This window comes from Deinococcus taeanensis, assembly GCF_020229735.1.
Classification (GTDB): Bacteria; Deinococcota; Deinococci; order Deinococcales; family Deinococcaceae; genus Deinococcus; species Deinococcus taeanensis.
Genome location: NZ_CP083456.1, coordinates 153,039 through 176,427 on the forward strand (window position 1 = coordinate 153,039; position 23,389 = coordinate 176,427).

23 protein-coding genes and 1 pseudogene are annotated in these 23,389 nt (G+C 70.5%); 12 read left to right on the plus strand and 12 right to left on the minus strand.

From position 1 onward, the window contains the following. From hisD (LAJ19_RS14420) to LAJ19_RS14450, 7 genes are all read right to left on the minus strand, one after another. The gene (gene hisD, locus LAJ19_RS14420; RefSeq protein WP_225523562.1) at nt 1-1,269 is read right to left on the minus strand and encodes a histidinol dehydrogenase; all 1,269 of its coding nucleotides are present in this window, start codon (nt 1,267-1,269) and stop codon (nt 1-3) included. A 24-nt stretch (nt 1,270-1,293) separates the two neighbouring features. Next, the gene (locus LAJ19_RS14425; RefSeq protein WP_225523563.1) at nt 1,294-2,274 is read right to left on the minus strand and encodes an ester cyclase; all 981 of its coding nucleotides are present in this window, start codon (nt 2,272-2,274) and stop codon (nt 1,294-1,296) included. Next, nucleotides 2,258-3,367, minus strand: a complete 1,110-nt coding sequence (locus tag LAJ19_RS14430) for a nuclear transport factor 2 family protein (protein ID WP_225523564.1) — start codon at nt 3,365-3,367, stop codon at nt 2,258-2,260. The genes LAJ19_RS14425 and LAJ19_RS14430 overlap by 17 nt, the downstream gene beginning before the upstream one ends. Continuing rightward, on the minus strand, nt 3,367-4,446 hold the full coding sequence (locus LAJ19_RS14435; RefSeq protein ID WP_225523565.1) for a nuclear transport factor 2 family protein: 1,080 nt from the start codon (nt 4,444-4,446) through the stop codon (nt 3,367-3,369). Before LAJ19_RS14435 ends, LAJ19_RS14430 begins: the two co-directional genes overlap by 1 nt. A gap of 82 nt (nt 4,447-4,528) precedes the next feature. Beyond that, a complete protein-coding gene (locus LAJ19_RS14440; RefSeq protein ID WP_225523566.1) occupies nt 4,529-5,386 on the minus strand; it encodes a carbohydrate ABC transporter permease in 858 nt (285 codons plus the stop codon). Beyond that, complete coding sequence (locus LAJ19_RS14445) at nt 5,386-6,339, minus strand: carbohydrate ABC transporter permease (protein WP_225523567.1); 954 nt, start codon at nt 6,337-6,339, stop codon at nt 5,386-5,388. The genes LAJ19_RS14440 and LAJ19_RS14445 overlap by 1 nt, the downstream gene beginning before the upstream one ends. 68 nt (nt 6,340-6,407) lie before the next feature. Continuing rightward, nucleotides 6,408-7,769, minus strand: coding sequence for an ABC transporter substrate-binding protein (locus LAJ19_RS14450; RefSeq protein WP_225523568.1), 1,362 nt, complete (start codon nt 7,767-7,769; stop codon nt 6,408-6,410). Between the two features lie 375 nt (nt 7,770-8,144). On the opposite strand from LAJ19_RS14450, the gene LAJ19_RS14455 reads away from it, so the two are divergent. Genes LAJ19_RS14455 through LAJ19_RS14480 form a run of 6 tightly spaced genes read left to right on the plus strand, consistent with a single transcriptional unit; the run spans nt 8,145 to nt 13,360 of the window. Beyond that, complete coding sequence (locus LAJ19_RS14455; protein ID WP_225523569.1) at nt 8,145-8,765, plus strand: cupin domain-containing protein; 621 nt, start codon at nt 8,145-8,147, stop codon at nt 8,763-8,765. Nucleotides 8,766-8,769: 4 nt separating this feature from the next. Further along, entirely contained in the window at nt 8,770-9,432 is a 663-nt protein-coding gene (locus tag LAJ19_RS14460) for an alpha/beta fold hydrolase (protein WP_225523570.1), read from the plus strand. Further along, complete coding sequence (locus LAJ19_RS14465) at nt 9,425-10,207, plus strand: HpcH/HpaI aldolase family protein (protein ID WP_225523571.1); 783 nt, start codon at nt 9,425-9,427, stop codon at nt 10,205-10,207. The genes LAJ19_RS14460 and LAJ19_RS14465 overlap by 8 nt, the downstream gene beginning before the upstream one ends. 32 nt (nt 10,208-10,239) lie before the next feature. After that, on the plus strand, nt 10,240-11,538 hold the full coding sequence (gene hisD / locus LAJ19_RS14470) for a histidinol dehydrogenase (protein WP_225523572.1): 1,299 nt from the start codon (nt 10,240-10,242) through the stop codon (nt 11,536-11,538). 32 nt (nt 11,539-11,570) lie between these two features. Beyond that, nucleotides 11,571-12,599 (plus strand): LacI family DNA-binding transcriptional regulator, encoded by a 1,029-nt coding sequence (locus tag LAJ19_RS14475; protein WP_225523573.1) that lies wholly within the window; start codon nt 11,571-11,573, stop codon nt 12,597-12,599. Then, nucleotides 12,596-13,360 carry an SDR family NAD(P)-dependent oxidoreductase gene (locus tag LAJ19_RS14480; protein WP_225523574.1) on the plus strand — a complete coding sequence of 255 codons (765 nt, stop codon included), beginning with the start codon at nt 12,596-12,598 and terminating at the stop codon, nt 13,358-13,360. The genes LAJ19_RS14475 and LAJ19_RS14480 overlap by 4 nt, the downstream gene beginning before the upstream one ends. Before the next feature lie 186 nt (nt 13,361-13,546). Here LAJ19_RS14480 and LAJ19_RS14485 read toward each other — a convergent pair. Beyond that, nucleotides 13,547-14,234, minus strand: a pseudogene (locus LAJ19_RS14485) (histidine phosphatase family protein). 356 nt (nt 14,235-14,590) lie between these two features. Between LAJ19_RS14485 and LAJ19_RS14490 the strand changes: the two are divergent. From LAJ19_RS14490 to LAJ19_RS21930, 3 genes are all read left to right on the plus strand, one after another. Next, nucleotides 14,591-15,340 carry a VC0807 family protein gene (locus LAJ19_RS14490; protein WP_225523575.1) on the plus strand — a complete coding sequence of 250 codons (750 nt, stop codon included), beginning with the start codon at nt 14,591-14,593 and terminating at the stop codon, nt 15,338-15,340. A 182-nt stretch (nt 15,341-15,522) separates the two neighbouring features. Continuing rightward, nucleotides 15,523-15,747, plus strand: a complete 225-nt coding sequence (locus tag LAJ19_RS14495) for a P-loop nucleotide/nucleoside kinase family protein (RefSeq protein WP_225523576.1) — start codon at nt 15,523-15,525, stop codon at nt 15,745-15,747. 18 nt (nt 15,748-15,765) lie between these two features. Then, entirely contained in the window at nt 15,766-16,110 is a 345-nt protein-coding gene (locus LAJ19_RS21930; protein ID WP_349774842.1) for a P-loop nucleotide/nucleoside kinase family protein, read from the plus strand. Between the two features lie 242 nt (nt 16,111-16,352). Here LAJ19_RS21930 and LAJ19_RS14500 read toward each other — a convergent pair whose 3' ends face one another. Further along, nucleotides 16,353-16,958 (minus strand): TetR/AcrR family transcriptional regulator, encoded by a 606-nt coding sequence (locus tag LAJ19_RS14500; protein WP_225523577.1) that lies wholly within the window; start codon nt 16,956-16,958, stop codon nt 16,353-16,355. Between the two features lie 208 nt (nt 16,959-17,166). Between LAJ19_RS14500 and LAJ19_RS14505 the strand changes: the two genes are divergently transcribed. Together LAJ19_RS14505 and LAJ19_RS14510 are read left to right on the plus strand one after the other, a co-directional pair. Continuing rightward, nucleotides 17,167-17,730: a PaaI family thioesterase gene (locus LAJ19_RS14505; RefSeq protein WP_225523578.1), complete on the plus strand. Its 564-nt coding sequence runs from the start codon at nt 17,167-17,169 to the stop codon at nt 17,728-17,730. Next, nucleotides 17,727-18,143: a hotdog fold thioesterase gene (locus tag LAJ19_RS14510; RefSeq protein WP_225523579.1), complete on the plus strand. Its 417-nt coding sequence runs from the start codon at nt 17,727-17,729 to the stop codon at nt 18,141-18,143. The genes LAJ19_RS14505 and LAJ19_RS14510 overlap by 4 nt, the downstream gene beginning before the upstream one ends. Nucleotides 18,144-18,174: 31 nt before the next feature. Here the strand turns inward: LAJ19_RS14510 and LAJ19_RS14515 are convergent, their stop codons facing one another. The 3 genes from LAJ19_RS14515 to LAJ19_RS14525 all read right to left on the minus strand — a co-directional run bounded on the left by LAJ19_RS14515 (nt 18,175) and on the right by LAJ19_RS14525 (nt 22,401). After that, a complete protein-coding gene (locus LAJ19_RS14515) occupies nt 18,175-20,019 on the minus strand; it encodes a glycoside hydrolase family 2 protein (RefSeq protein ID WP_225523580.1) in 1,845 nt (614 codons plus the stop codon). A 208-nt stretch (nt 20,020-20,227) separates the two neighbouring features. Then, the gene (locus LAJ19_RS14520) at nt 20,228-21,130 is read right to left on the minus strand and encodes a PhzF family phenazine biosynthesis protein (RefSeq protein ID WP_225523581.1); all 903 of its coding nucleotides are present in this window, start codon (nt 21,128-21,130) and stop codon (nt 20,228-20,230) included. Between the two features lie 530 nt (nt 21,131-21,660). Further along, the gene (locus LAJ19_RS14525; RefSeq protein ID WP_225523582.1) at nt 21,661-22,401 is read right to left on the minus strand and encodes a DUF4386 domain-containing protein; all 741 of its coding nucleotides are present in this window, start codon (nt 22,399-22,401) and stop codon (nt 21,661-21,663) included. 132 nt (nt 22,402-22,533) lie between these two features. Here LAJ19_RS14525 and LAJ19_RS14530 point away from each other — a divergent pair, with 132 nt between their 5' ends. Further along, complete coding sequence (locus LAJ19_RS14530; RefSeq protein WP_225523583.1) at nt 22,534-23,238, plus strand: TetR/AcrR family transcriptional regulator; 705 nt, start codon at nt 22,534-22,536, stop codon at nt 23,236-23,238. Nucleotides 23,239-23,389 lie beyond the last annotated feature (151 nt).

Consider the following 23,389-nt stretch of genomic DNA (forward strand, 5'->3'; position numbering starts at 1 on the left):
TTACCGGACCCGCAGGCGCATGGAGTCGGCGTGCCCGACCATGCCTTCGGTGTCGGCCATGGTGATGAAGGGCGGCGCGACCGTGTGGTTGGCGGCGTCGCTGACCCGCTGCCAGGTGACGGTCTTGATGAACTTGCCCACCCACAGGCCGCCGGTGTAGCGGGCCGCGCGGCCGGTCGGCAGGACGTGATTGGTGCCGATGCCTTTGTCGCCGTACGCCACGGTGGCGTTGCGGCCCAGGAACAGAGATCCGTAGTTGCTCAGGCGCGCGAGAAACCAGTCGGGGTCGCGGGTCTGCACTTCCAGGTGCTCGGAGGCCACCTGATCGGAGACGCGCACCATCTCCTCGTCGGAGTCGACCAGGATGATCTCGCCATAGTCGCGCCAGGAGGCGCCGGCGGCGTCGGCGGTGGGGAGGATCGCCAGCTGCCGGTCGATTTCGCGGGTCACGGCGTCGGCCAGCGCGCGCGAGGTGGTGATCAGCACGGACTGCGAATTGACGCCGTGTTCCGCCTGGGCGAGCAGGTCGGCCGCCACGAACTCAGGATCGGCGGCGTCGTCGGCAAGGATGCAGATCTCGGTCGGGCCGGCGAGCAGGTCGATGCCCACCTGCCCGAACAGCTGCCGTTTGGCCTCGGCCACGTACGCGTTGCCGGCGCCGACGATCATGTCCACGGCCGCCAGGGGCGGGGCCCCGTCCAGACCGAAGGCCATGGCGGCCATGGCCTGCGCGCCGCCGATCGCGTAGATTTCATCGGCGCCGCTGTTCAGCATGCCGTACAGCTGCAGGGCATTGATCCGGCCGGTGCCGCGCTGCAGCGGGGCGCAGGCGACGATGCGCCCCACGCCCGCGACCTTCGGCACGCCGATGGTCATGACGGCCGACGCGAGGATCGGGTACCGGCCGCCGGGGATGTAGGCGCCCACGGCCTGCACCGGGATCTGCTTTTGCCCGATGACCACGCCGGGCAGGGTTTCCTCCTCGAAGTCGGTCAGGGTGCGCCGCTGCGCCTCGGCGAAATGCTTGACCTGCGCGATGCTGAAGTCGATGGCGCGCGTGACCCGCTCGTCGAGGGTGGACAGCTGGGCCTGGATCTCAGCGTCGGACAGCCGGAATTCGCCCGGCGCGAAGCCGTCGAAGCGTTCGCTGTAGCGCCGCACGGCGTCCACGCCGTCGCGTTCGACGTCGGCGATGATGCGCGACACGGTCTCCTGGATTTCCTGCGTGACGGCGGTGGGCTGGGGGGGCGCTTTTTTGATGTATTCCATGGGTCCTCCAGTAGGGGGTCAGGCTCAGGGTGACGGCCAGCACAGCTGCGTGAGGAGGTCGAGCTCGTTCCAGAGCGTGTCCTCGCGCGCCACCCGGCCGCCCTGAAGGTCGAAGTGACTGAGACCGGTCATCCGCACGCGCCGGCCGGTGGGGGGGCCGTACGCGCCGGCGCCGGTGTGCGTGCCCTGGAAGGTCCAGCGCGCCGCGGCGCGGGCGTTCGTGTCGGCGTTCCCGGTCCAGGCGAGGTGCTCGAGACGCATCACGCCGTCCGGAAACGCGGCGAGCCGCTGCAGGACCCAGGCGGTGAGGGCCGCCGGTCCCTGCAGGCGCCGGGCCCCGGGGACGCGGATCACGGCGTCCGGGGCGTACACCTGCGCGGTGACGTTGAGCATGCGGGCGTTCCAGATCAGGTCGTAGATCAGCCCGGGCAGGGCCTGCGGGTGGTGGGGACCGCCGCCCGGTTCGGCGGGCACGCGCTCGACCGGGCCGGCCGCTCCGGCACCCCCCGGGACGACCGGCGCTTCGCCGCGTTCCGCGGCGGCCTGCGCCCGCGCCCGCGCCAGCGTCCACTCGTCCAGTCCGAGCCGGCGCACCACGGCCAGTTCGTCGTGCGCGTACCACACGTCGTGAATGCGGCCGTCACGCACGGCGTACTGGGTGATCTCGCGCCACTGCACGCGCCGGCCGGTGGGCAGGCCGTACGCTCCGTGGCCGTGGTGGTGCGCGGCGGCCGTGACCCGGTGCGACACGAACGCGCCGTCCAGGTCCGGCGTGCCGATCACCTCGTCGCCGTGCAGGCGCAGGTCCGGGAAGGCCGCGAGGCGCTGCACGGCGGACGCCACGAGGTGCTCCGGTCCGTAGTGGTCGGCGCCGGCCTGGTGCGCCACGACGCTGGGGGCGCAGTGGGCGTAGAGCAGGCCGACGGCCTTCTCGTCCCAGATGCGGTGGGCCAGGCGCACGACGGCGTCTGCCGCGCCGCCCGCCCGGTCAGGGCTGGGCGTCACTCGGGGCAGGCTCGGCGTCACCGTGTCCTCCAGGCTGGCCGTACAGCTGCTTGAGCAGCGCGAACTCGTCGAAGATGGTCCATTCCTGCGTGATCCGCCCGCCGGACACGGTGTGGTGGCTCATGCCGATCAGGTAGATGCGCCGCCCGGTCGGCGCGCCGTACGGGCCGTACCCGTCGTGGGTGCCCTGCAGGGTGAAGCGGGTGGCGACGCGGTACCCGGCCTCGGCACTGCCGAGCACGCACTGGTGGTCCACGCTGAGGGCCAGGTCAGGGAAGCAGGCGAGGAGGGTGATGACGAAGTTCTCGTAGTCGCCGTACCCGACGAGTTTGCGTGAGTCCGGCACGAACGCCACGTGGCCGGGCGCGTAGTGCTCGCGGACCATGTTCACCAGCCGCGCGTTCCAGAGGTTCAGCAGCACCGCGCGGATAAAGCCCTGCGGGTCCTCGTGCGCGCCCGGCACCCGGAGGAACTCCGGGGCCTGCTGCCCGGTGGGCAGGCGGTCGATCTCCCCGTGGGTGTGGTGCGTGACCGGCAGCGCCGCCCGCTTCGCCAGCGCCACCGGGTCGTAGCCCATGCAGCGCACCTCGGTGATGCCGTCGTGGGCGAGCCACTCCTCGACGATGCGGTTTTCGCGGATGAAGCAGTCCGCGATGCCCCAGCGGGCAATCTTGCGCCCGGTGGGCGGGCCGTGCTCGGTGTAGCCCGTGTGCGTCCCGATGTCGTAGACGCGGTGCGAGGAGTAGAAGCCGCGCTGCTCGTCGCCGCTCCAGATCACGTCGTCGGCGTACGCGCGCAGGTCGCCCCACATGGCCTGGTTCTGCAGGGTGCCGCGCACCATCGCCTCGCGGCCGTACAGGATGCCGCCCGAGGTGTGCACCAGGACGTTGTGGGCGTAGTGGGTGTAGATCAGGCCGATGGCCTTTTCCTCCCAGATCTTGTGGGTGCAGCGCACGATGTAATCGACGATGTCGGTGTAGTCGGCGTCGAAACCGGCCAGCGGCTGGCGGCGCCCGGTGCCGGCCGCCTGCGTGAAGTCCGCGTAGTCGGGCCGGCTCGCAAAGTCGAAGGGCGGCAGAGGCGTGCGGACCATCAGCGCACCTGCTGGCCGTGCAGCTGCTTGAGCAGCGCGAACTCGTCGAAGATGGTCCATTCCTGCGTGATCCGCCCGCCCTGGATGATGTGGTGACTGATCACGATCAGGTGGATGCGCCGCCCGGTCGGCGCGCCGTACGGGCCGTACCCGTCGTGGGTACCCTGGAAGGTGCAGCGGGTCGCCACGCGGTGGCCGCGCGCCTCGTCGCCCTGCACGCACTGGTGGTCGATGGTCACCGAGAGGTCGGGGAAGCAGGCGAGCAGGGTAATGACGAAGTTCTCGTAGTCGCCGTACCCGACGAGTTTGCGTGAGTCCGGCACGAACGCCACGTGGCCGGGCGCGTAGTGCTCGCGGACCATGTTCACCAGCCGCGCGTTCCAGAGGTTCAGCAGCACCGCGCGGATAAAGCCCTGCGGGTCCTCGTGCGCGCCCGGCACCCGGAGGAACTCCGGGGCCTGCTGCCCGGTGGGCAGGCGGTCAATCTCCCCGTGGGTGTGGTGCGTGACCGGCAGCGTCGCCCGCTTCGCCAGCGCCACCGGGTCGTAGCCCATCTGCCGGAGTTCGGTCAGGGTGTCGGAGGCGAGCCACTCCTCGACGATGCGGTTTTCGCGGATGAAGCAGTCCGCGATGCCCCAGCGGTGCACCTTGCGCCCGGTGGGCGGGCCGTATTCGGTGTAGCCGGTGTTCACGCCGACACTGGAGACGCGGTGCGAGGAGTAGAAGCCGCGCTGCTCGTCGCCGCTCCAGATCACGTCGTCGGCGTAGGCCCGGCGCTCGGAATACACCGCGATGCGCTGCAGGGTGTTCACCACCATGGCCTCGCGGCCGTACATGATGCCGCTGGAGTAATGCACCAGGACGTTGTGGGCGTAGTGGGTGTAGATCAGGCCGACGGCCTTTTCCTCCCAGATCTTGTGGGTGCAGCGCACGATGTAATCGACGATGTCGGTGTAGTCGGCGTCGAAGCCGGCCAGCGGCTGGCGGCGCCCGGTGCCGGCCGCCTGCGTGAAGTCCGCGTAGTCGGGCCGGCTCGCAAAGTCGAACACAGGTGGGGGGGCGGTCTGCTGGTCGTCCATGCGGGTCCTTTGGGGGGCGGTCCGGGCCCGCCTCGTGCGGGTCCGGCCTGGGGGGGCGGCGAGCGTCATTCGGGCGCGGCGTTCACTTCACGGCGCCGACGGTGATGCCTTCAACGAAGTACCGGCGGATGAACAGCGACATCACCAGGATCGGGATCATGACCAGCATGCCGGCCGCCGCGACCTGTTCCCACATCGGGCCGCGCGGACCGGAGATGGTCTGCATGGTGACCGGGAGGGTCAGGGCGTCGGAGCGCGTCAGGATCAGCGCGAAGAAGAATTCGTTCCAGGCGGAGATGAAGGCGAACACCGCGGCGACGAGCAGGCCGGGCATGATCAGCGGCAGCGTGACGTAGCGCAGCGTCTGCAGTTCGTTGCAGCCGTCGATAAAGGACGCCTCCTCGATCTCCACCGGCAGCGCGTCGAAAAAGCCGCGCAGCATCCAGATCGCGTACGGCAGGGTGAACGAGAGGTAGACGATGATCAGGGCCCAGGGCGTGTCGATCAGGTTCAGCGTCCGGAACAGCGTGAAGAACGGAATGGCCACCACGACGGCCGGCACGAACTGGGTGATCAGGATCAGCAGGAACAGCGTGTCGCGGCCGCGGAAGCGGTGCCGGGACATCACGTACGACGCCGCGGCGCCGAGCGGGATGGTAATCGCGACGGTCAGGAACGACACCAGGGCGCTCACCCAGACGTGCGCACCGAGCCGGACGGGGTTGTCGAACACGGCGCGGAAGTTGTCGAGGGTGGGCTGGAACAGCAGCCGGGTGGAGTACACGTCGATCTGGTTCTTGAACGCGGCGAGAATCATCCACAGCAGCGGGAAGGTCACAAAGAAGATCACCGCGAGCGTGGCGATCACCTCGCCGGTCTGCGCGAGCCGCCGGCGCGCGCGCACGCGGGGCTGCGGGACGTGGTTGACGGCGCCCTGCATCAGTCGCCCCTCATCAGGGTGCGGACGTACAGCGTGGCGAGCAGGGCCATCACGGCGACGATGATGTACGACACGGCGGAGGCGTACCCGAGGTCGAGGGTGCGGAACGCCACGTGGTACACGAAGAAGTACAGCGTCTGAGTGGAGTCCCCGGGGCCGCCGCCGGTCATGATCGCGACCTGGTCGAACATCTTCACGGCCGAGATGATCTTCAGCAGGGCGACGATGTAGATCACGGGCGCGAGCAGCGGCAGGGTGATGCGCCGGAAAATCTGCAGGCCCGTGGCGCCGTCCACGCGCGCGGCTTCGGTGGTCTCGGCGGGAATCGCGCCGAGCGCGCCGATGAACATCAGGGCGAACAGCGGCGCCCAGCCCCAGATTTCGGACATGGCGATGGACACCAGGGCGCTGAATTCATGCCCGAGCCAGACGTAACCTTTCAGCGGGGAGAACACCTCGCCGAGCATCTTGGAGTACACGCCGTACTCGGGGTTGAGCATGAAACGCCACGAGTAGCCTTTGAGCACCGGGGCCACCGCGAAGGGGAAGATCAGCAGGGTGCGCGCGAACACGTTGAGCCGGGTGGGTTTGGCGAGGGTCAGGGCGATGGCCAGGCCGGTCAGGAGCGTGAGCGTGACGGAAATCAGCGTGTACAGGGCGCTGACGCCCAGGCTGTTCAGGAAACCCACGTCGGTAAAGGCCCGGGTGTAGTTGGCCAGGCCGACGAAAGGCCCGGGCACGGGGGAGTTGATCAGCCGCCAGTCGCGGAACGAGGTGATCAGGGACGCGACGAGCGGGTAGATCACGGTGGCGAGGATGACCAGCAGGGCGGGCCCGAGCATCAGCCAGCGCAGGCTGGGGCTCTGGGGCCGCCACGGTCTGGGCGCGGCGGGGGCCGCCGGGGCGGCCACGCTGTCGGCCACGAGGTCAGGGGTCGTGCGGGGAAGTTCCATCGGGGTTCACCTCAGCCGGGCCGGCCTGTGCAGGGCGGCCCGGCATGACCGGTACGGGCGGGGTCAGTTCACTTGTAGTAGCCGGCCCGTTTCTGAATGGCGTCCACGTCCCGGGCCATGCGGTCGAGCGTGGCTTTCACGTTGGCGCCGGTGGCCATCTGGTTGATGCCGACTTCTAGGACGCTCTGGATCTCGGCCCAGGTGCGCACCTGCGGGAGGGTGCGCGCGGTGCGCAGCGCCTGCCCGCCGACTTTGGGGATGCCGCCGTTGGCCGCGTTGACCCTGGCGTCGTTCATGCCGGAGAACGTCACGATGGTGTTGTCGGCCTCGGCGGGAACGCTGCGGTTGGCGGCGACTTTCTTCTGCACTTCGGTGTTCGTCACGTACTTGACGAACTCCCAGGCGGCGTCGGGGTTCTTGGAGTTCTTGAAGATGCCCAGCGGCCAGATCAGGGCGTAGTTCTGGGTCTTGCCGCCGGCCCAGCCGGGTGCGGGCGCGAAGCCGATGTTGTTCAGCACGGCGGGCGTCACGGCTTTGGGGTCGGAGAAGCGCGCCCAGTACCACCACCAGCCCACCCACATCGCGGCGCGCCCCTGCAGGAGCTCGGAGGAGGATTCGGGCTCGGCGAAGGTCGTGGCGGCCGGGTTGGTGACTTTGTTCTTGCGCAGGATGTCGATGTAGAACTGCGTGGCCTGGACGCCTTTGGGGTTGTTGAACACCGGGCGCCCCGCCTTGTCGAGAATGTCGCCGCCGTTGCCCCAGAGCATGCTCGTCCAGTTGAAGAGGTTCTGGCCGGCGCTGACGCCGTACATGGTGGACAGGCCGGTCATGCCGGGTTTTTTCTCCTGGATCACCGCGGCGGTCTTGACCACGTCCTGCCAGGTGGTGGGAACCTTGAGTTTGAGTTCGTTGAAGACGTCTTTGCGGTAGAACAGCACGAGCGGGTGGCCGCGGAAGGGCAGGCCGACGATGTTGTTGCCGTCGGAGGACGCCTCGATGTAGGCGCTCGGGTAGTCCTTCATGTTGATCTTGTCGGCGGCGATGCGGCTGTTCAGGGGCAGCAGCTGGTTTTTGAACGCGGCGCCCCAGGCGTCCACCCAGGCGACCACGTCGTAGGTGCTGCCGGTGGTGGCTTCCACCAGGATCTTCTGCTGCAGCGCCTCGTAGGGCGTGTTTTCCCACTTGACGGTGATGCCGGTGAGTTTCTGGAATTCGCTGCCTTCGCCCGTGAGTTTGATCATCTGGGCGAACTGACCGGCGGTGGCGCAGCAGATCAGGAATTTCAGTTCGGTGCCGGCGTAGGGCTTTCCGGCCTTGAGGCCGTAGGTGGCGGCGGTCTGCGCGACGCCGGGTGTGGCGGTGGCCAGCGCCCCCAGCACGCCCAGGGTAAGTCCGATGCGCCGATGAACTCTCCAATCTACCTTGATCATGTGGCTTCCTCCTGACGAACGTGTGCTGCTCTGGTCGTGGCGGTGGTCATTGGAGTGGTGACGCGAGGCGCCGGGGCGCTGAGCAGGTGTCACCAGGATTCCCTGGAGGGACGTAGGCCGGGGGGGCGGAGGGCGTGTTGGGCGGCCCGCCGCGAAGCCGCGTTGCATACGTATTCATACCTTAGGTGCCCATCTTCCAATTTGTCAAGCCCTCATGGAAGCCGCATGCACCAATCGCCGTCAGGGGGCTGATCCGCGCGGATCTTGACGGTGGCTGCGGCGTGGAGTACGGTTTGCATACGTATTCAAATCCTGCGCGGCGCCCGACTGGCCGCCGCGCCGAACCCCACGCCCCGCTGCACCCTGGAGGCCCCCATGACATCCGAACCCCCCGCCGCGCCCGCTCCGCCCCAGGAAGACCTCGGGATCATGACCGGCCACGTGGTCCGCTTCCGCGACCTGAAAACCCGGCCGATCCCCCTGATGTTCATCGACTCGATCCTCCCCGGCCACCAGCGCCACAACTACGCCGTGATCGGCGACACGGCCGCCGAGAACGACGCCTACGCGCCCTTCATCACCTCACCGCACGGCTTTCAGATCGGCATGGTCCGCGCCCGTCAGGGCAACGGCCCGGCCTACCACACGCACGACTACATCGAGTCGTTCCTGCCGCTGCGGGGCCGCTGGCGCTTCTACTGGGGCCAGAGCGCCGACAAGATCGACGGGGAAACCATCCTGGAGGAATTCGACTACATCACCCTCCCGCCCCAGGTCTGGCGCGGCTTCGAATGCATCGACGAGGGCGAAAGCTGGATCTTTGCCGTGCTCGAGAAACACGAGGCGTACGAAGGCAAGGACCCCTACTGGGCGCCGGACGTAATCCGCCGCGCCCGCGAGTACGGCTTCGAGGCCAGCGACACCGGCAAGATGATCAAACCCGACAACTTCGCCGAACTCGAGCAGCAGATGCTCCGGCAGTTCGGCGACGACTGAGCCCATGCGCACGCTGCTGCTGCCCGGCACGCTGTGCGACGCGGCCCTGTGGGCCGGCGTGACCCTCCCGCCCGGCGCGCACGCCGCCCCGGCCCTGCGCGGCCGCACACTCGCCGAAGCGGCCGCGGCCTGCGCGGCGGCCTGCAGCGGCCCCCTGCACGTGGTGGGTTTCTCCCTGGGCGCCATCGTCGCGTTCGAACTGCTGCGCCGCTGGCCCGCACGCGTGCAGCGCCTGACCCTGATCAGCGCCAACCCCCTGGCCCCCACCGGCGCGCAGCTCGCCGCCTGGGCCGCGCAGGAAGCCGCCGTCCACGCCCGCCCGGACGGCTTCGACTCCGTCGCCCGGCAGCTTGCCGCCGCCGCCGGCCCGCACGCCGCCGCCGCCGTCCTGGACATGGCCCGGCGCGTCGGCCCCGCCGCCTTCCTGGAGCAGCTCGCGCTGCTGCGCGCCCGGCCCGACAGCCGCCCGGCGCTGCAGGCCTTCACCGGGCCGCTGACGCTGCTCGTGGGCGGCGCCGACCCCATCACCCCGCCGGACCTCAGTCACGCCGCCGCGGCGTGCGCGCCGCACGCGGCCGTCACCGTGGTCCCCGGCGCCGGCCACTACCTGCCGCTCGACGCGCCGGGCGCCGTCACGGCGCACCTGCGAGCGTGGACCTATGCCTGAGTCCGCCGTCCGGCGCCTGCAGCGCGGCGAGGCGGTCCTGAACGGCTGGCTGCACCTGCCCGGCGGCGTGAGCGCCGAAGTGATGGGCCGCGCCGGGTACGAAACGCTGACGGTGGACCTGCAGCACGGCCTGATCGGCGACGGCGGCCTGGTGCCCACGCTGCAGGCCATCGCCGCCACAGGCGCGGCGCCCTTCGTGCGGGTGCCGGGGCTGCACCCGCCGGACCTGATGCGCGCCCTCGACGCCGGGGCGGCCGGCGTGATCTGCCCGCTGATCGACACGCCGGCGCAGGCCGCCGCGCTCGTGCACGCCTGCCGGTACCCGCCGCTCGGCGGGCGCTCCTTCGGCCCGACCCGCGCCCGCCTGGTGTACGGCGACGAGTACGCCGCCGCGGCAGACACCGGCGTGCTGGTGTTCGCCATGATCGAAACCGCGCGCGCCCTGGAGAACCTGGAGGCCATCGCGCAGACCCCGGGCCTCAGCGGCGTGTACGTGGGCCCCGGTGACCTGAGCCTCAGCCTGACCGGCGCCGCCACCCTCGATTTCCGCCTCGGCGAGACGGCCGCGGCCGTCGCCCGCGCCGCGCAGGTGACGGCCAGACACGGCCGGATCCCCGGCATCTTCACGCAGGGCGGCGACCTCGCGCGGCACGCCCTGAAGCTCGGGTACCGCTTTGTGACCGCCGGCTCCGACTTCGCCCTGCTTTCCGCGGCGGCCCGCGGCGTTCTGACCGACCTCGGCGCCGCCGCTTCGCCCGCTTCGTCCCTGTACTGACGTTCCCCCCGCCCCGCGCAAGGAGGCATCCGATGGCCCGCATTCTGAAAGCCGGTATGAACGCCGACACCCAGCTGAGCATCAACGAAACCGTGCAGCAGACCGTCCGCGGCATCATCGCGGACGTGCGCGCGCGCGGCGACGAGGCGCTGCGCGAGTACTCGCAGGCCTTCGACCGCTGGAACCCCGCGCAGTTCCGCCTGAGCGCCGCGCAGATCGAGGCGCTCGTGGCGCAGGTGCCGGCCGAGCAGCTCGACTCCATCCGCTTCAGCCTGGAGCAGGTGCGCACCTTCGCGCAGGCGCAGCGCGCGTCGATTCACGACGTGGAAATCGAAACCCTGCCCGGCGTCACGCTCGGCCACCGGGTGCTGCCGGTCAATTCGGTGGCGTGCTACGTGCCCGGCGGGCGCTACCCGATGATCGCCTCGGCCATCATGAGCGTCGCCACCGCCAGGGTGGCCGGCGTGCAGCGTGTGGTGGCCGTCACGCCGCCCAAGGACGGTCAGCCGTACCCGGCCACGGTGGCCACCATGCACCTCGCCGGCGCGGACGAGATCTACATCATGGGCGGCGTGCAGGCGCTCGCGGCGCTCGCGCTGGGCACCGGCAGCGTCGCGCCGGTGGACATGCTCGTCGGCCCCGGCAACGCCTACGTGGCCGAAGCCAAGCGGCAGCTGTTCGGGCAGGTGGGCATCGACCTGCTCGCCGGGCCCACCGAAACGCTGGTGATCGCCGACGACTCGGTCGACGCGGAGATGGTCGCCACCGACCTGCTCGGGCAGGCCGAGCACGGCACCAACTCCCCGGCGGTGCTGCTCACCACTTCCGAGCAGCTGGCGCACGACGTCGCGGCCGAGGTGCAGCGGCAGCTGGGCGTGCTGCGCACCGGCGAGGTGGCCGCGCAGGCCTGGCGGGACTACGGGCAGATCATCCTCGCGGCCGACGACGACGAGATGGTACGCCTCGCCGACGAGATCGCCTCGGAGCACGTGCAGGTGCTCACCCGCGACCCGGACTACTTCCTGACGCGCATGACCAATTACGGCTCGTTGTTTCTCGGCCCCGAAACCAACGTCGCGTACGGCGACAAGACCATCGGCACCAACCACATCCTCCCGACCGGCCGCGCGGCGCGCTACACCGGCGGCCTGTGGGTGGGCAAGTTCCTCAAGACCGTCACGTACCAGCGCGCCACGCGCGAAGCGTCGGTCCTGATCGGCCGGCACTGCTCGGTGATCTGCGGGGTCGAGGGCTTCGCCGGCCACCAGCGGCAAGCCGACCTGCGTGTCGAACGCTACGGCGCGGCCGTGCCCGTCGGAGCGGACGGCTGACGGGGGGCCGGCCGTATGCTGGGGGCCAGCCCATGACCCGCCCTCCGTCCAGCGTCACCGCCGCGTCCCAGCGCGTCACGTCCCTCGACGTGTCGCGTGAAGCCGGCGTCTCCCAGTCGGCCGTTTCACGCGCGTTCACCCCGGGGGCGTCCATCAGCCCCGACACCCGGCGCCGGGTGCTCGAAGCGGCCCGGCGCCTGGGCTACCAGCCCAACGCGATCGCCCGCTCGCTGGTCACCCAGCGCAGCGGCATCGTCGCCCTGATCGTCGGCGAACTGCACAACCCGTTCTACCCGCAGGCCCTGACGCAGTTCGCCCAGGCGCTCGAGGCGCGCGGCAAGCGCGCGCTGCTCCTGACACACGACACCCGGCGCGACGTGCAGGACACCCTGGACGCCGCGCGGTCGTACCAGATCGAGGCGGCCATCGTCTTTCCCACCCGCCTGAACGCCGCGCCGCCGAGCCTGGGCAAGCTCGACGAGGGCGGCGTCCCGGTGCTGCTGTTCAACCGGCATCTGCCCGGACATCAGCTGCTGTCGGTGGCGTGCGACAACTACGCCGGCGGGCGGCTCGCCGCGCAGGTGCTGCTGGACGCCGGCGCCCGGCGCCCCGCGTTCATCGGCGGGGACCCCGACACCTCCACCCACCAGGACCGCCTGCGGGGCTTCACCGAGCGGCTCGCCGAAGCGGGCGTGCGGCCGGTGGCCACGCCCGCACGCGCGTTCCAGTACGACTGGGGCGTGCAGGCCACCCTGCACCTCGACGCGGCCGGCGACCGGCCCGACGCGTTTTTCGGCGCCAACGACATCGTTACGATCGGGATCCTCGACGCCCTGCGGACACTGGGGCGGCGGGTGCCGCAGGAGGTCAGCGTGATCGGCTTTGACAACATCGACGAATCGGCCCGGCTGGCGTACCGCCTGACCACCATCGGTCAGCCGCTGGCCGCCATGGTGGAAGACGCCCTGCGCGCCCTGGAGGACCCCCAGCCGGGCGAAGGCCCCCGGCTGCACGCCCCTGAACTGATCTGGCGCGACACGGTGGCGGGGCGCCGGCCGTGAGCGGCCCAGGCAGTGAACTGAGCGGCCAGGTGGCGCTGGTCACCGGCGGAAGCGGCGGCATCGGCAGCGCCATCTGCGAGGTGCTGGCCGGCGCGGGGGCCGCCGTGCTGGTCGGGTACGCCGGGCACCCCGAACGCGCCGGCGCGCTCGTAGCCGCGCTGCCGGGCGGCGGGCACCGCGCGCTGCGCGTGCCGGTGGACGACTCAGCGGCGCTGGCGCTGGCCGCCGCGGACGTGCAGGCCAGCGAGGGGCGGCTCGACCTGCTCGTGAACAACGCCGGCGTCACCACCCCGGTGCCGCACGCGGACCTCGACGGCCTGAGTGACGAGTGGATCGACACGATTCTGCGCGTCAACGTCCGCGGGCCGTTCGCGTGCGCGCGGGCGTTCGCGCCGCTGCTGCGCCTCGGGGGACGCGGCGTGATCGTGAATATCTCCTCGGTGGCGGCCGTCACCGGCCTGGGCTCCAACGTCGCCTACTGCGCGTCCAAAGCCGCGCTCGACTCCATGACGCGCTCGCTGGGCCGCGCCCTGGCGCCGGACATCCGCGTGCTGAGCGTCTCGCCCGGCTGGGTGGACGGCGAATACGCCGCCCGGATGCCCGCCGACCTGATCGCCGCGCAGGCGGCGCGCACCCCGCTCGGGCGCATCGCGCGGCCCCAGGAGGTCGCGCGCGCGGTGCTGGCCGCCGCGGCCGTGCTGACCTTCAGCACCGGCGCCGTGATTCCCGTCGACGGCGGCCGGCCCCTCGACCGGGCCTGACCCCCGGCCGGCCGGGGGCGCCGGCAGCGCTCCTCAGCGGTGAAGGACACTGGCGGCCCCGGGCGCCAGTGTCCTTCACACCAACGCCGCGTGCCGTGACGGCAACGGAAAGCCCCGTGGCCGTCATGCCCCCAGGGCGTTCAGCCGCGCCCATACGCACCTGAGGACGTCCTCCCGCACCAGGCGTCAGGCCACGGCAGGCTCTTCCAGGTGGGCGGCGCAGGCGAGGACAGCTCCGGCCCAGGCGCCGTCCGCCTGCCGCTCCAGGGTCGTGAGGGCGGTGTTGCCGTGCAGACCCCGCCGCGCCGCCCAGGCGGCCTGCGCGTCCCAGCCCAGCAGATCACACAGCAGGGCCGTGATCGCCACCCCGTGCGTCACCAGCACCACGTGCCCGCGGTCGTCCGGCGCCACCGCGTCGAACACCGCGGGGACACGCCGGGCCACGGCCCCGACGCTCTCCCCCTGCGGCGCGGCCTGCACCGGCCACGCCGCGAAGGCGTCGGCGTCACGCGCGGATCTCCTCGAACGTCAGGCCCGCCCACGCGCCGATGTGCATCTCCCGCTGCGCCCGCACCGGCTGTACGTGCACGCCCAGCGGGGCGGCGACCGCCTGCGCCGTCTGCACCGCGCGTCTCAGGTCACTGGCATACACGTGGGTCGGCCGCGCGGCGTGCGCCGCCAGACGCGCCGCGACGAGGCGCGCCTGTGCGTGCCCCCGCTCGTCGAGCGGAACGTCGGTCCAGCCCTGGAAGCGGCCGGCGGCGTTGTGCGCGGTGCGGCCGTGACGCACCAGCGTGACCCGCGCCGTCACAGGCGGCCGCCTGACCAACCGGCCAGTGGAAACTCGGCAGTGGACCCGGGCGCGGCAGAACACATGCGGGGCATCATAGAGGGCGCGGGGGAGCGCCGGGACGGCAGGGGCGGCCCCCGGGTGCCGGGTGCGGCTGCGCTTTCTCTGGTGAAGGGGCGCCCGCCCGCCGGCACCCCGGGCCGCAAGCCCGCGTTCGTGGCCGGTTCACCTGAAAGCCCCGGCAGCGGCGCGACACGTGCCGGTCCTGAGCCGGGGCGGGACGTCACAGGACGACGCTCCTCCCCTGCACCTGAACCTCACCCGGTTCTGCGCCTGCTCAGGGGGGACACCCGTGCAGACGTGGCGGTCACCTGACGCCCGCGTGACGGTGCCGGTCATGTTCGCCGCACTGCGCCGCGGTCGTCCCACACAATGCAGTGATGAACGCCGCGCTGCGCCGGCATGTCCTCCGTCTGACCTTTGGTCTGATTCTTCCCCTGATGATCCTGAGCCCCAACCTGTTCTGGACCAACTTCAGCGTGGCTGCCTCTCTGGGGGGCGGCTCAACGGGCGCGGTGCGCGCTTACCTGCTGGCCGCCCTGCTGCCCGCGGCGTACGAACTGGGTGACGCCCTGATCCGCCGCGACCGCTCCCTCCATTCACTGTATTCGGTGGGCACCGGCGTCCTGAGCGGCGCCCTGGCGTTCTGGTTCGTGGACGGCTTCTGGTACGCCTTCAAGACCAGTGTGGATCTCTTGCTTCAGGGCCTGCTGTTCCTGGCCAGTGCACTGGCCGGCGTGGCCCTGATCAAACCGCTGGCCATCGACGGTCTGCTTCAGCAGGGTGCTCCGGCGTCCCGTCAGAAGCTGGAGGAGGCGTTGAGGCACCCCGGCATGGCGCGGGCGTACCGGTTGAGCGGCCTGATGATCGGCAGCTCGAAACTGGTGGTCGGCTGCCTCAGGGTGTTCGTCACCTGCCACGTCGTAACCGCTGCGTTCGGCACCGAGGCCTTTAACGCGCAGGTCGCCCTCCTGTGCGCCGGGTTCTTCCCGCTGACCCTGCTGATGGGTGGGCTCACGGTCGCCCCCGCGGTGCTGATGCTGGAGCGCACCCTCAAAGACATTCACGGCCAGGAGGTCAGCTTGCTGCGCCCGGAGCAACCCGCGTGGCAACCTGCGCCGGCCACCTGAACCCTGATCCTCTGCCCTGCAGTTGCCGGACGCGCCGCGCCTGGCCCGTCAACGTTGGTGGGTTTCCCGGGCCGACAGCCCCCATACGTGGCCTCACCCGCTGCCAGGACCAGCCGGTCCGGTGCGGCCCACTCACCCTTTGGACGCATGACGGCCCGCAGGGCGGCCTCTACAGTGACGCCGTGAGCTTCCCTCCAACGTCACCGCTGCCCAGGCAAGAGTGCGCTCCGCTGCTGCTGGTGGTCTCCGGCCTTCCGGCCTCAGGGAAGACCCACCTGGGCACCCACCTGGCCCACACCCTTCACCTGCCCCTGGTCACCAAGGACGAGTACAAGATGCGCCTGCATGACCACCTGCCGGACCTCACGCGGGCCCAGGCGGGGCCTCTGAGCTTCGCGCTGCTGTGACACGCGGCCTCCGTCATCCTGACCGCAGGCGGGAGCCTCATCGTCGAAACCCATTTCTATCGCCCCACGAGCGAAGAGCACCTGCTCGACCTGGCCCGCACCCACCAGGCCCGCCTCGCTCAGATTTATTGTCAGGCGCCGTTGCCGGAACTCAAGCGGCGGCATGCCCAGCGCGTCGCCTCCAGGAGGAGGCCGCACATCGACCTGCCGTTTGACCATGAGGACCTGCCGCCTGAAGCGTGCTGGGCGCCGTTGGCCCTGCGTGCTCCTTTGCTCCTTCTGGATACGACGCAGGCGGAGTGTTTCGACCGGGCTGTGACCTGGGTCAAGGCCCAGGCGACCCCGCGTTTCCTTGAATCCTGAGCTGACCGGAGACGCCGGGAGCGGACCCTCAAGTTCGGTGGGGCCGACCCAGGTCTTCCGGCAAGTTCACTGACGCCGCAGCTGTTCGGGTGGCGGAGCGCTCAGGACTTGACGGGGTTCGGCAGGCATCACAAACGTCATCTGGTTTGCAACCGCAGGCGGCGTCTCCTGACCAACGCCTGGGCTTCAGCCTGAAGTGCACCGTCCGGCGGGCCTCTCCCGGCCGCCGGCCTGGGCGCAGCTCAGGTGCTGCGGGGGACGCCCGCGCTGAGCTGCGCCGTCAGGCGCTCACGGGTGGTCTTGAGGATGGCGTCGCTGAGGTCCGGGTCGGTCACGGCGCGGGCCAGCATGACGGCGCCCACCATGCCGCAGAGCAGAGGCAGCACCTCGGCGCGCCGGGCCGCCGGACTATCCGCTGGCGAGAGGGCGGACAGCTCGCCGATCAGTTCCATCAGGGTCGTGGTGAAAGCGTTTCGCACCTCGGGGGCCTGCCGGGCGATTTCGGCGGCCAGGGCGGGCAGCACGCAGCTGGCCGCCGATTCGGGCTGGTCGCGGTGCTGCCGGCTGACGTAGCTGCGAATCACGCCGCCCAGCCCGTACGGCGGGGTCTGACTGGCGGCCTGCAGGAGGGTGGTGGAGGTGGCGCGCAGGCTGCGGGCCAGCGTTTCCTGCACCAGGGCGTCCTTGCTGCGGAAGTGGGCGTAGAACCCGCCGTGGGTGAGGCCGGCCTGACCCATCAGGCGCCCGATGCCGACGGTGTTGAGGCCCTCGGCTTTGAATGACAGGGCCGCGGCGTTCAGGATCTTCTCGCGCGTGGCCTGGGCGTGGTGACTGCCGTAACGGGCCATGTCAGGGCCCCGGCCGTGGGGGGTGGAGGGAAGGGTGGGGCATCGGAGGGCTCCTTGAGGGGACCGGCGGCGGTGAGGCGCAGGCGCGGTGGGGGCGCGGCGCTGGACTCTGCCGGGCGTGCGCATTGATATGATGCATATCATATTACCGGCCCACGCCGCTCCGCGGCCCTCGCCCCCCTATCCCGCCGCACGCCCAGGAGGCCCCATGACCCACCTCACCTCTCCCGACGCCCCCCCCGCCCAGGACAGCGCTCCGGAGGGCGCCCGCCAGCGCACCTACACCTGGTCGGACCCGCTCATCGGCGCCGAAGCCGCGCGGCAACTCAGCGGCCTTGAGTACCTGCGGGGCATGGTGCGCGGCGCGTACCCCGGCCCGCCCATTGCCGACAGCCTCGACTTCGCCCTGGCCCGCGAGGAGGACATCGAAGACGGCCGGGTCACCTTCCGCATGACCCCCCGCGAGTTTCACTACAATCCGATCGGCAGCGTCCACGGCGGTGTGTTCGCCACCCTGCTCGACTCCGCGCTGGGCTGCGCCATTCACACCCGGCTTCCGGCGGGCGTGGGCTACACCACCCTGGAGCTCAAGGTCAACTACGTGCGGCCCCTGCTGGCCGGCATGGGCGAAGTCCGCGCGGTCGGCGAGGTCCTGAGCGTCTCCAGGCAGGTGGCCACCGCGCAGGCCCGCCTCCTGGACGCCAACGACAAACTGTACGCCCACGCCACCACCACCTGCCTGATCCTGCGCCCCCAGAAGAGCGCGCCGTGACCCCCCCGGACCCCTTCACCGAACAGGCCCGCGGCGCCCTGCCGGACCACCTCGGCATTGAGATTCTCGAGGCGGGCGGCGACCGGGTGGTGGCCCGCATGCCTGTCGAGCGGCGCGTGCACCAGCCGTTCGGTGTCCTGCACGGCGGCGCGAGCGTGGCGCTCGCCGAAACGGTGGCCAGCCTGGGCGCGCACCTGAGTGTCGCCGGGCAGGGCATGACGGCCGTGGGGCTCGAGATCAACGCCAACCACCTGCGCGCCGTGCGCAGCGGCGCCGTGACCGCGACTGCCACGCCCATTCACCAGGGCCGCACGACGCAGGTCTGGCAGATTGAGATCACCGATGAGCAGGGCCGCGCGGTGTGCGTTTCCCGGTGCACCCTGGCGGTGATTGCGGCGCCCTCCCCCACCTGAGGTGAAGGGGGCGCCGACGCAGGGGCGCGGCCTACTCGTGCCCCGCGGCGTGCTGGTCCTGCGCCACGTGGTGAATCTCGGCCAGGATGTCGCCCGGCATGGCGCGGGACGCGCGGGTGTTGATGGCCCGGACGCGAGCGGGGTCCAGTTTGGGCACCCGGTCCGCGGTCAGCAGGCCATTGGTTTCCTGCTCGGTGTCGGTGAGCTGCGTGTAGCAGAAGCCCACCAGCGTTTCGGCGCGCAGCACGGCCTGCACGAGATCCTCGTAGCGGCTGAGCAGGTCCTCCGGTGACGTGACGGTGCCGTACCCGAACCAGCGTTCGCCGGTGTCCGGAGCGAGGCTCAGGCCGCCGAACTCGCTGAGCACCACCGCTTCCTCGCCGCGGGTGGCGTCGGTGAGGATGTTGCGGAAGTACGGCTGCACCGAGCGCAGGGTGCGCTCCAGCGCTTCAGGCGTGCCGTAGCGTTCCCGGAGGGTCTCGCCCTGCGGAGCGTAATCGTGCACGCCGATCAGGTCGCCGGCCACGAACTGCCAGCCGTCGTTGGCAATCACGGGGCGGGTGGGGTCCAGCGCCCGGGTCAGCTGGTACAGTCCCCGCGCGAACGCCCGCTGGGCCGGATCACCTTCAAGGTTCGGCACGCCCCATGATTCATTGAGTGGCACCCAGGTGACGATGCACGGGTGGCTGTAATCCCGGCGCAGCACCTCCAGCCACTCGCGCGTGAGGCGTTCGCAGGCTTCAGGCGTGAACGCGTACGCACTCGGCAGTTCCTCCCAGACGAGCAGCCCGAGGTGATCACACCAGTACAGGAAACGCGGATCTTCGATCTTCTGGTGAATCCGCACGCCGTTGAACCCCAGGTCCTTGACGTGCTGCACCTCCCGGCGCAGAGCGTCGGCGCTGGGCGCCGCGAGATGCGAGGCCGGCCAGTAGTTCTGGGCCAGCACCAGCCGCAGGTAGTACGACAGGCCGTTGAGCAGGAACCGGCCGCCGCGGGTGCCGGCGCTGCGCAGGCCCGCGTAGGAGCGGACCTCGTCCACGGCCGTTTCGCCGACCAGCAGCGTGAGCTCCGCCTGAATCAGGTTCGGGCGGCGCGGGGACCAGAGAATGTCGTCCCGCTCGGGGTTGGTGGACACGTAATACAGGTTCAGGGTGATGCTCACGTGCCGGTCCGGCACGGCGACCACCTGCTCGCTGAGCAGCTGCCCGCGCAGGGTGAGCCGCACCTTCAGGCGGGTGTCCGGAAGCGGCCGGTGACCCAGCCGGGCGTCGAGGCGCAGTTCCAGCCGGTGAATGTCGGAGGTCCAGCGCAGGTCCTGCACGTGCACGCGCGGCACGCACTCCAGCCAGACAGGCTGCCAGATGCCGCTGGTGCGGTGATACCAGATGGCGTGCGGTTCCCGCTGCCAGTCCTGCTTGCCGCGCGGCTGGGCCAGGTCGCGCGGTTCATCCTCGGCGCGCACCGTGAGCAGCTGCGGTCCGCTGCCCGTCAGGGCCTGCGTGACCACGGCGGTAAAGGGCGTGTGGCCGCCCTCATGCTCGGCGACCAGCTGGCCGTTCACCCACACCTGCGCCCGGTAGTCCACCGCGCCGAACTGCAGCAGGACCTCGCCGCCCGGTTCGCGTTCAGGCACGTCAAACGGCCGCTGGTACCACACGACCGGGTGGTAGCCGGTGTCGTGCACGCCGCTCGCGCGGGACTCGGGCGGGAACGGCACGGTAATGGTGCGGTCATACACGTCGGCGCGGGCAAACCAGCGCTCGCCCAGACCGACGTCGCCGTCATCAAAGGCGAAGGCCCAGACGCCGGACAGGTCGGTCCACGCGTCACGGGCCAGTTGAGGACGAGGGTGAACGGGGTGAGGATCAGTCATAGGCACGCTCCTCGCGGGGGCTGGAACTTGAGGCGGACAGCAAGACGGTGCGCGCCTGACCATACCCCTGCGCGGCCCCCCTGACGAACTCGCTCAAGAAAAGCCTTACGCCGACGGGCGCGGCGTGGCCGGAGCGCACCGATCAAAGGTGGCACCGGCCCGTCACGGCACAGCTGCCAAAGCGCGTTTTGCCAGGCCGCCTCTCTCTTTACGTTTCCATTCCGCCGGGCAGCCTCACTTCTCCCCGGAACACCGGCACGCACCCGCCCCCAACGCGGGCGTGAATGCCGCGTGGGGTTCGGGAGGCGCTGGTCCGCAACAGGCTGGGCCGACCCATCTCGACCCCCTGAACGATGTCCCAGCTCCCGCTCACGGCCCCCGATAGATGCAGCAGAAAGCCGGCCAGCGGCGTGGCCGCGCTGCCTGTCGCCGCATCCTCCCATGTGCCGGTCAGGGGCGAGAACATCCTGGCACGCAGCCCGGACCCGTCACGGCGGTAGAGGTAGAGCGAGAGCTTGCCGCCGAGCGAAGGCGTCGCCGCCACTGCCCGCCGGAAGGCGGTCAGATCGGGCGTGGCGGTGGTCATTGCCGCCGCGGTCACTTCCACCAGCAGGCGGGGGGCGCCGCCATCCGTGGCGACGGTCGGCGGGTGACTGGCCAGGACGACCCCGTCCGGCGCGATTCCGGCGCAGGCGGCGGCGAGGTCGCGCGGCAGCGTGACGCCGATGGTCAGCGGTTGCGGCGCAGCAATGGTGGCGCCGCTGATGCCACCGCAAGCGTCGCGGTCGAGCTGGACCTCGACCAGCCCGGCGATCTCCTCGAAGCGCAGCAGGCCGCCGCGCGCCCGGTCAGCCAGGACGAAGCCAGTCCCGACATTGGGATGGCCGGCGAAGGGCATCTCGGCGGTGCGGCTAAAAATGCGCACGCGAGCGGTATTCCCGGGGTCTTCGGGCGGCAGGACGAAGGTGGTCTCGGACAGGTTCAGCTCGGCCGCCAGGGCCTGCATCTCTGCGTCTGAAAGCCCCCTCGCGTCCGGGAAGACCGCGAGCTGGTTCCCGCCGAACTGCCGGTCAGTGAAGACGTCCACCGTGACGAAGGAGAAACTGCGCATCAGAGGGAATTGTCGCATGGGCTTCAGCGGCTCGGAGACTCACCGTGGGGCCTCCGTCGCCCCTGGCCTGCGCGCCCTGGTGCTTCAGCGTCTTTCATGCGGTGCTTTTCTTCCAGGCCAGGCCCGTCGTGCAGGTCAAGGCCCAGAGCGTTCAGGGGTTCGGACCTCTGAACCTCAATTTCACCGGGGACCAGGTCAATCGCGCTGGCGTCTTGCTGCGCGCCCGTGAGTGGTGTGAGGTCCGCCTCCGACTGTTCCAGGGCTTTCACGTTCCGGCCCCGGGCGCGAGGAAACGGGTCGACGAGTGCAGGGGCGAGCAGCCCAGCGCTTTCAGGGGGAAACGACCCGCCTGTCATCCAGGCGAGGTTGAGAAAAAGCACGACGGCGCCGGGGACCAGGCGAGGTCTCTGCCCGCTCCGGGTCTGCTTCCGGGCTGCTTGACTCACTCCCGGCATTCCCCTCGTTCGGCCCCTGTTGAATCCGCTGGAGAATGAAGGGGGCGGACGGAGCCAGGAGCACTGGACCGCGGATCAGGTGGCCGGGCGCGGCGCCGGCGCGGCCCGCCGGTGAGCCGTGAGCAGCCAGGCGCAGAGCGAGAGTTCTGAAGCGAGCGCTGGGATGGCGACGAAGGTCTTGAGCACCGCCGCGTAGGCCGCGTAGTTGGGCAGCAGCACGTTGGCCAGGGCGTCCGTCAGGTAGGCGGCGCCGGCGAGCAGGAGCAGGGCACCGATCCAGCGGGGCGCGGCGCCGGAACGCACGATCAACCCGCCCAGCGCCGCGAGGTGAACGGCAAAGAATATCAGTGCGACCTGCCACCCGAAGGCGTGCAGGTCGAGGAACGCCGCGGCGAGCTGCGCCTGCTGGTTACCGGATGAGGCGCTGGGGTCGGCCGCGAGGCGCAGGGCGAGCACCTGACCGAGGGTCGCGGTGGCAAAGACTGCAGCGTACACCACGCGGTTTGTTGCGGCGAACAGGGCGCGGCCTTGCCCGGCGTGCCGGAAGACTTCGTACAGGGCCACGGCGACCAGGACATCCAGCAGCGCGACGATCAGGTTCGCCGCGGTCCCGGCCCGGTACAGCGGCCCGGAGGCGCGCAGGTGATCCAGGGTGGCGGGAAGGTCCTGCGGGTCGATCAGCCGGGCGCGGACGAAGAACTCGGCGAAAAAGGCGAGGGCTGCCATGAGCAGCAGCGCCAGCCCCGCAGTGAGCGCGGGCGCTGAACGCAACGGCTGGCGGGGGGAAGCTTCGGTGCGGTGTGGGGGGGTCGGCATGGCGAAGCTCCTGGAGGCGCAGTGGTGGGCAGGGGGCAGGACGCGCGGTGTGGACTTTGGCTTACACCGTAAGCCTAGGCTTACGGTGTAAGCTTGTCAAGAGAGCCCGGCCACCCCCCCCCAAGGAGCGCCATGACTTCACAGCACCCCTCTCGCAGCACGCCCCGACCGCCACTCACCCGCGAACGCATCCTGCGTACCAGCCTTGAGCTGGCCGACCAGCACGGCCTCGAAGCCCTGAGCATGCGGCGCGTCGGCCAGGCACTTGGCGTCGAGGCCATGTCGCTCTACAAACACGTGAAGGACAAAGACGATCTGATCGACAGCCTCCTAGACCTGGTCATCGCCGAGATCGACGTGCCCGACGACGCCGGCCACTGGAAAGGCGCCATGCGCCGCCGGGCCATCTCCGCCCACGAGGTGCTGCTGCGCCACCGCTGGGCCTGTCCCCTCATGGGCTCACGGCTCACCCTCGGGCCCGCCATGCTCGCCTACGTCAACCAGACGTTCGCCTGGCTCCTCAGCGCCGGCTTCACGCCCGAACAGACCCTGGATGCGTGGCACGCCCTGGACAGCCACATCTACGGCTTTACCCTCCAGCAGCTCAACCTCCCCTTCGCGCCTCAGGACTCCGCACGCATGGCCGCGGCCGGACTGGAGCTCATCTCCGCCGACCACCACCCGCACTTCCACGCGATCGTCGCGGCGATCGTGCAGATGGGCGGCCGCGTGGAGCGCTTCGAGTTTGGTCTCGACCTCATTCTTGACGGCCTTGAGCGGCGCCTCACCGCTCCAGGCGATCGCGCGGCCGGCGACCGCCCCACAGCGGCGCCATGAGTCCCTCAAGGGGCGCCGCCCCGGCGGACCCACGGCGCCGCCCGTTGAACCGAGGCAACCCCTGCGAAGACCGGCGCCTCACCCTGTTTCTTTCCGGTCTGCACCGCCGCAATGACCGGGGCTCCGGCACCAGGTCCCAGGATGGCGTCAG

Coding starts and splice junctions, on each gene's coding strand:
- hisD (WP_225523562.1), bottom strand. CDS start 1,269: ATGGAATACATCAAAAAAGCGCCCCCCCAGCCCACCGCCGTCACGCAG.
- LAJ19_RS14430 (WP_225523564.1), bottom strand. CDS start 3,367: ATGGTCCGCACGCCTCTGCCGCCCTTCGACTTTGCGAGCCGGCCCGAC.
- LAJ19_RS14435 (WP_225523565.1), bottom strand. CDS start 4,446: ATGGACGACCAGCAGACCGCCCCCCCACCTGTGTTCGACTTTGCGAGC.
- LAJ19_RS14440 (WP_225523566.1), bottom strand. CDS start 5,386: ATGCAGGGCGCCGTCAACCACGTCCCGCAGCCCCGCGTGCGCGCGCGC.
- LAJ19_RS14445 (WP_225523567.1), bottom strand. CDS start 6,339: ATGGAACTTCCCCGCACGACCCCTGACCTCGTGGCCGACAGCGTGGCC.
- LAJ19_RS14450 (WP_225523568.1), bottom strand. CDS start 7,769: ATGATCAAGGTAGATTGGAGAGTTCATCGGCGCATCGGACTTACCCTG.
- LAJ19_RS14455 (WP_225523569.1), top strand. CDS start 8,145: ATGACATCCGAACCCCCCGCCGCGCCCGCTCCGCCCCAGGAAGACCTC.
- LAJ19_RS14460 (WP_225523570.1), top strand. CDS start 8,770: ATGCGCACGCTGCTGCTGCCCGGCACGCTGTGCGACGCGGCCCTGTGG.
- LAJ19_RS14465 (WP_225523571.1), top strand. CDS start 9,425: ATGCCTGAGTCCGCCGTCCGGCGCCTGCAGCGCGGCGAGGCGGTCCTG.
- hisD (WP_225523572.1), top strand. CDS start 10,240: ATGGCCCGCATTCTGAAAGCCGGTATGAACGCCGACACCCAGCTGAGC.
- LAJ19_RS14475 (WP_225523573.1), top strand. CDS start 11,571: ATGACCCGCCCTCCGTCCAGCGTCACCGCCGCGTCCCAGCGCGTCACG.
- LAJ19_RS14490 (WP_225523575.1), top strand. CDS start 14,591: ATGAACGCCGCGCTGCGCCGGCATGTCCTCCGTCTGACCTTTGGTCTG.
- LAJ19_RS14500 (WP_225523577.1), bottom strand. CDS start 16,958: ATGGCCCGTTACGGCAGTCACCACGCCCAGGCCACGCGCGAGAAGATC.
- LAJ19_RS14505 (WP_225523578.1), top strand. CDS start 17,167: ATGACCCACCTCACCTCTCCCGACGCCCCCCCCGCCCAGGACAGCGCT.
- LAJ19_RS14515 (WP_225523580.1), bottom strand. CDS start 20,019: ATGACTGATCCTCACCCCGTTCACCCTCGTCCTCAACTGGCCCGTGAC.
- LAJ19_RS14520 (WP_225523581.1), bottom strand. CDS start 21,130: ATGCGCAGTTTCTCCTTCGTCACGGTGGACGTCTTCACTGACCGGCAG.
- LAJ19_RS14525 (WP_225523582.1), bottom strand. CDS start 22,401: ATGCCGACCCCCCCACACCGCACCGAAGCTTCCCCCCGCCAGCCGTTG.
- LAJ19_RS14530 (WP_225523583.1), top strand. CDS start 22,534: ATGACTTCACAGCACCCCTCTCGCAGCACGCCCCGACCGCCACTCACC.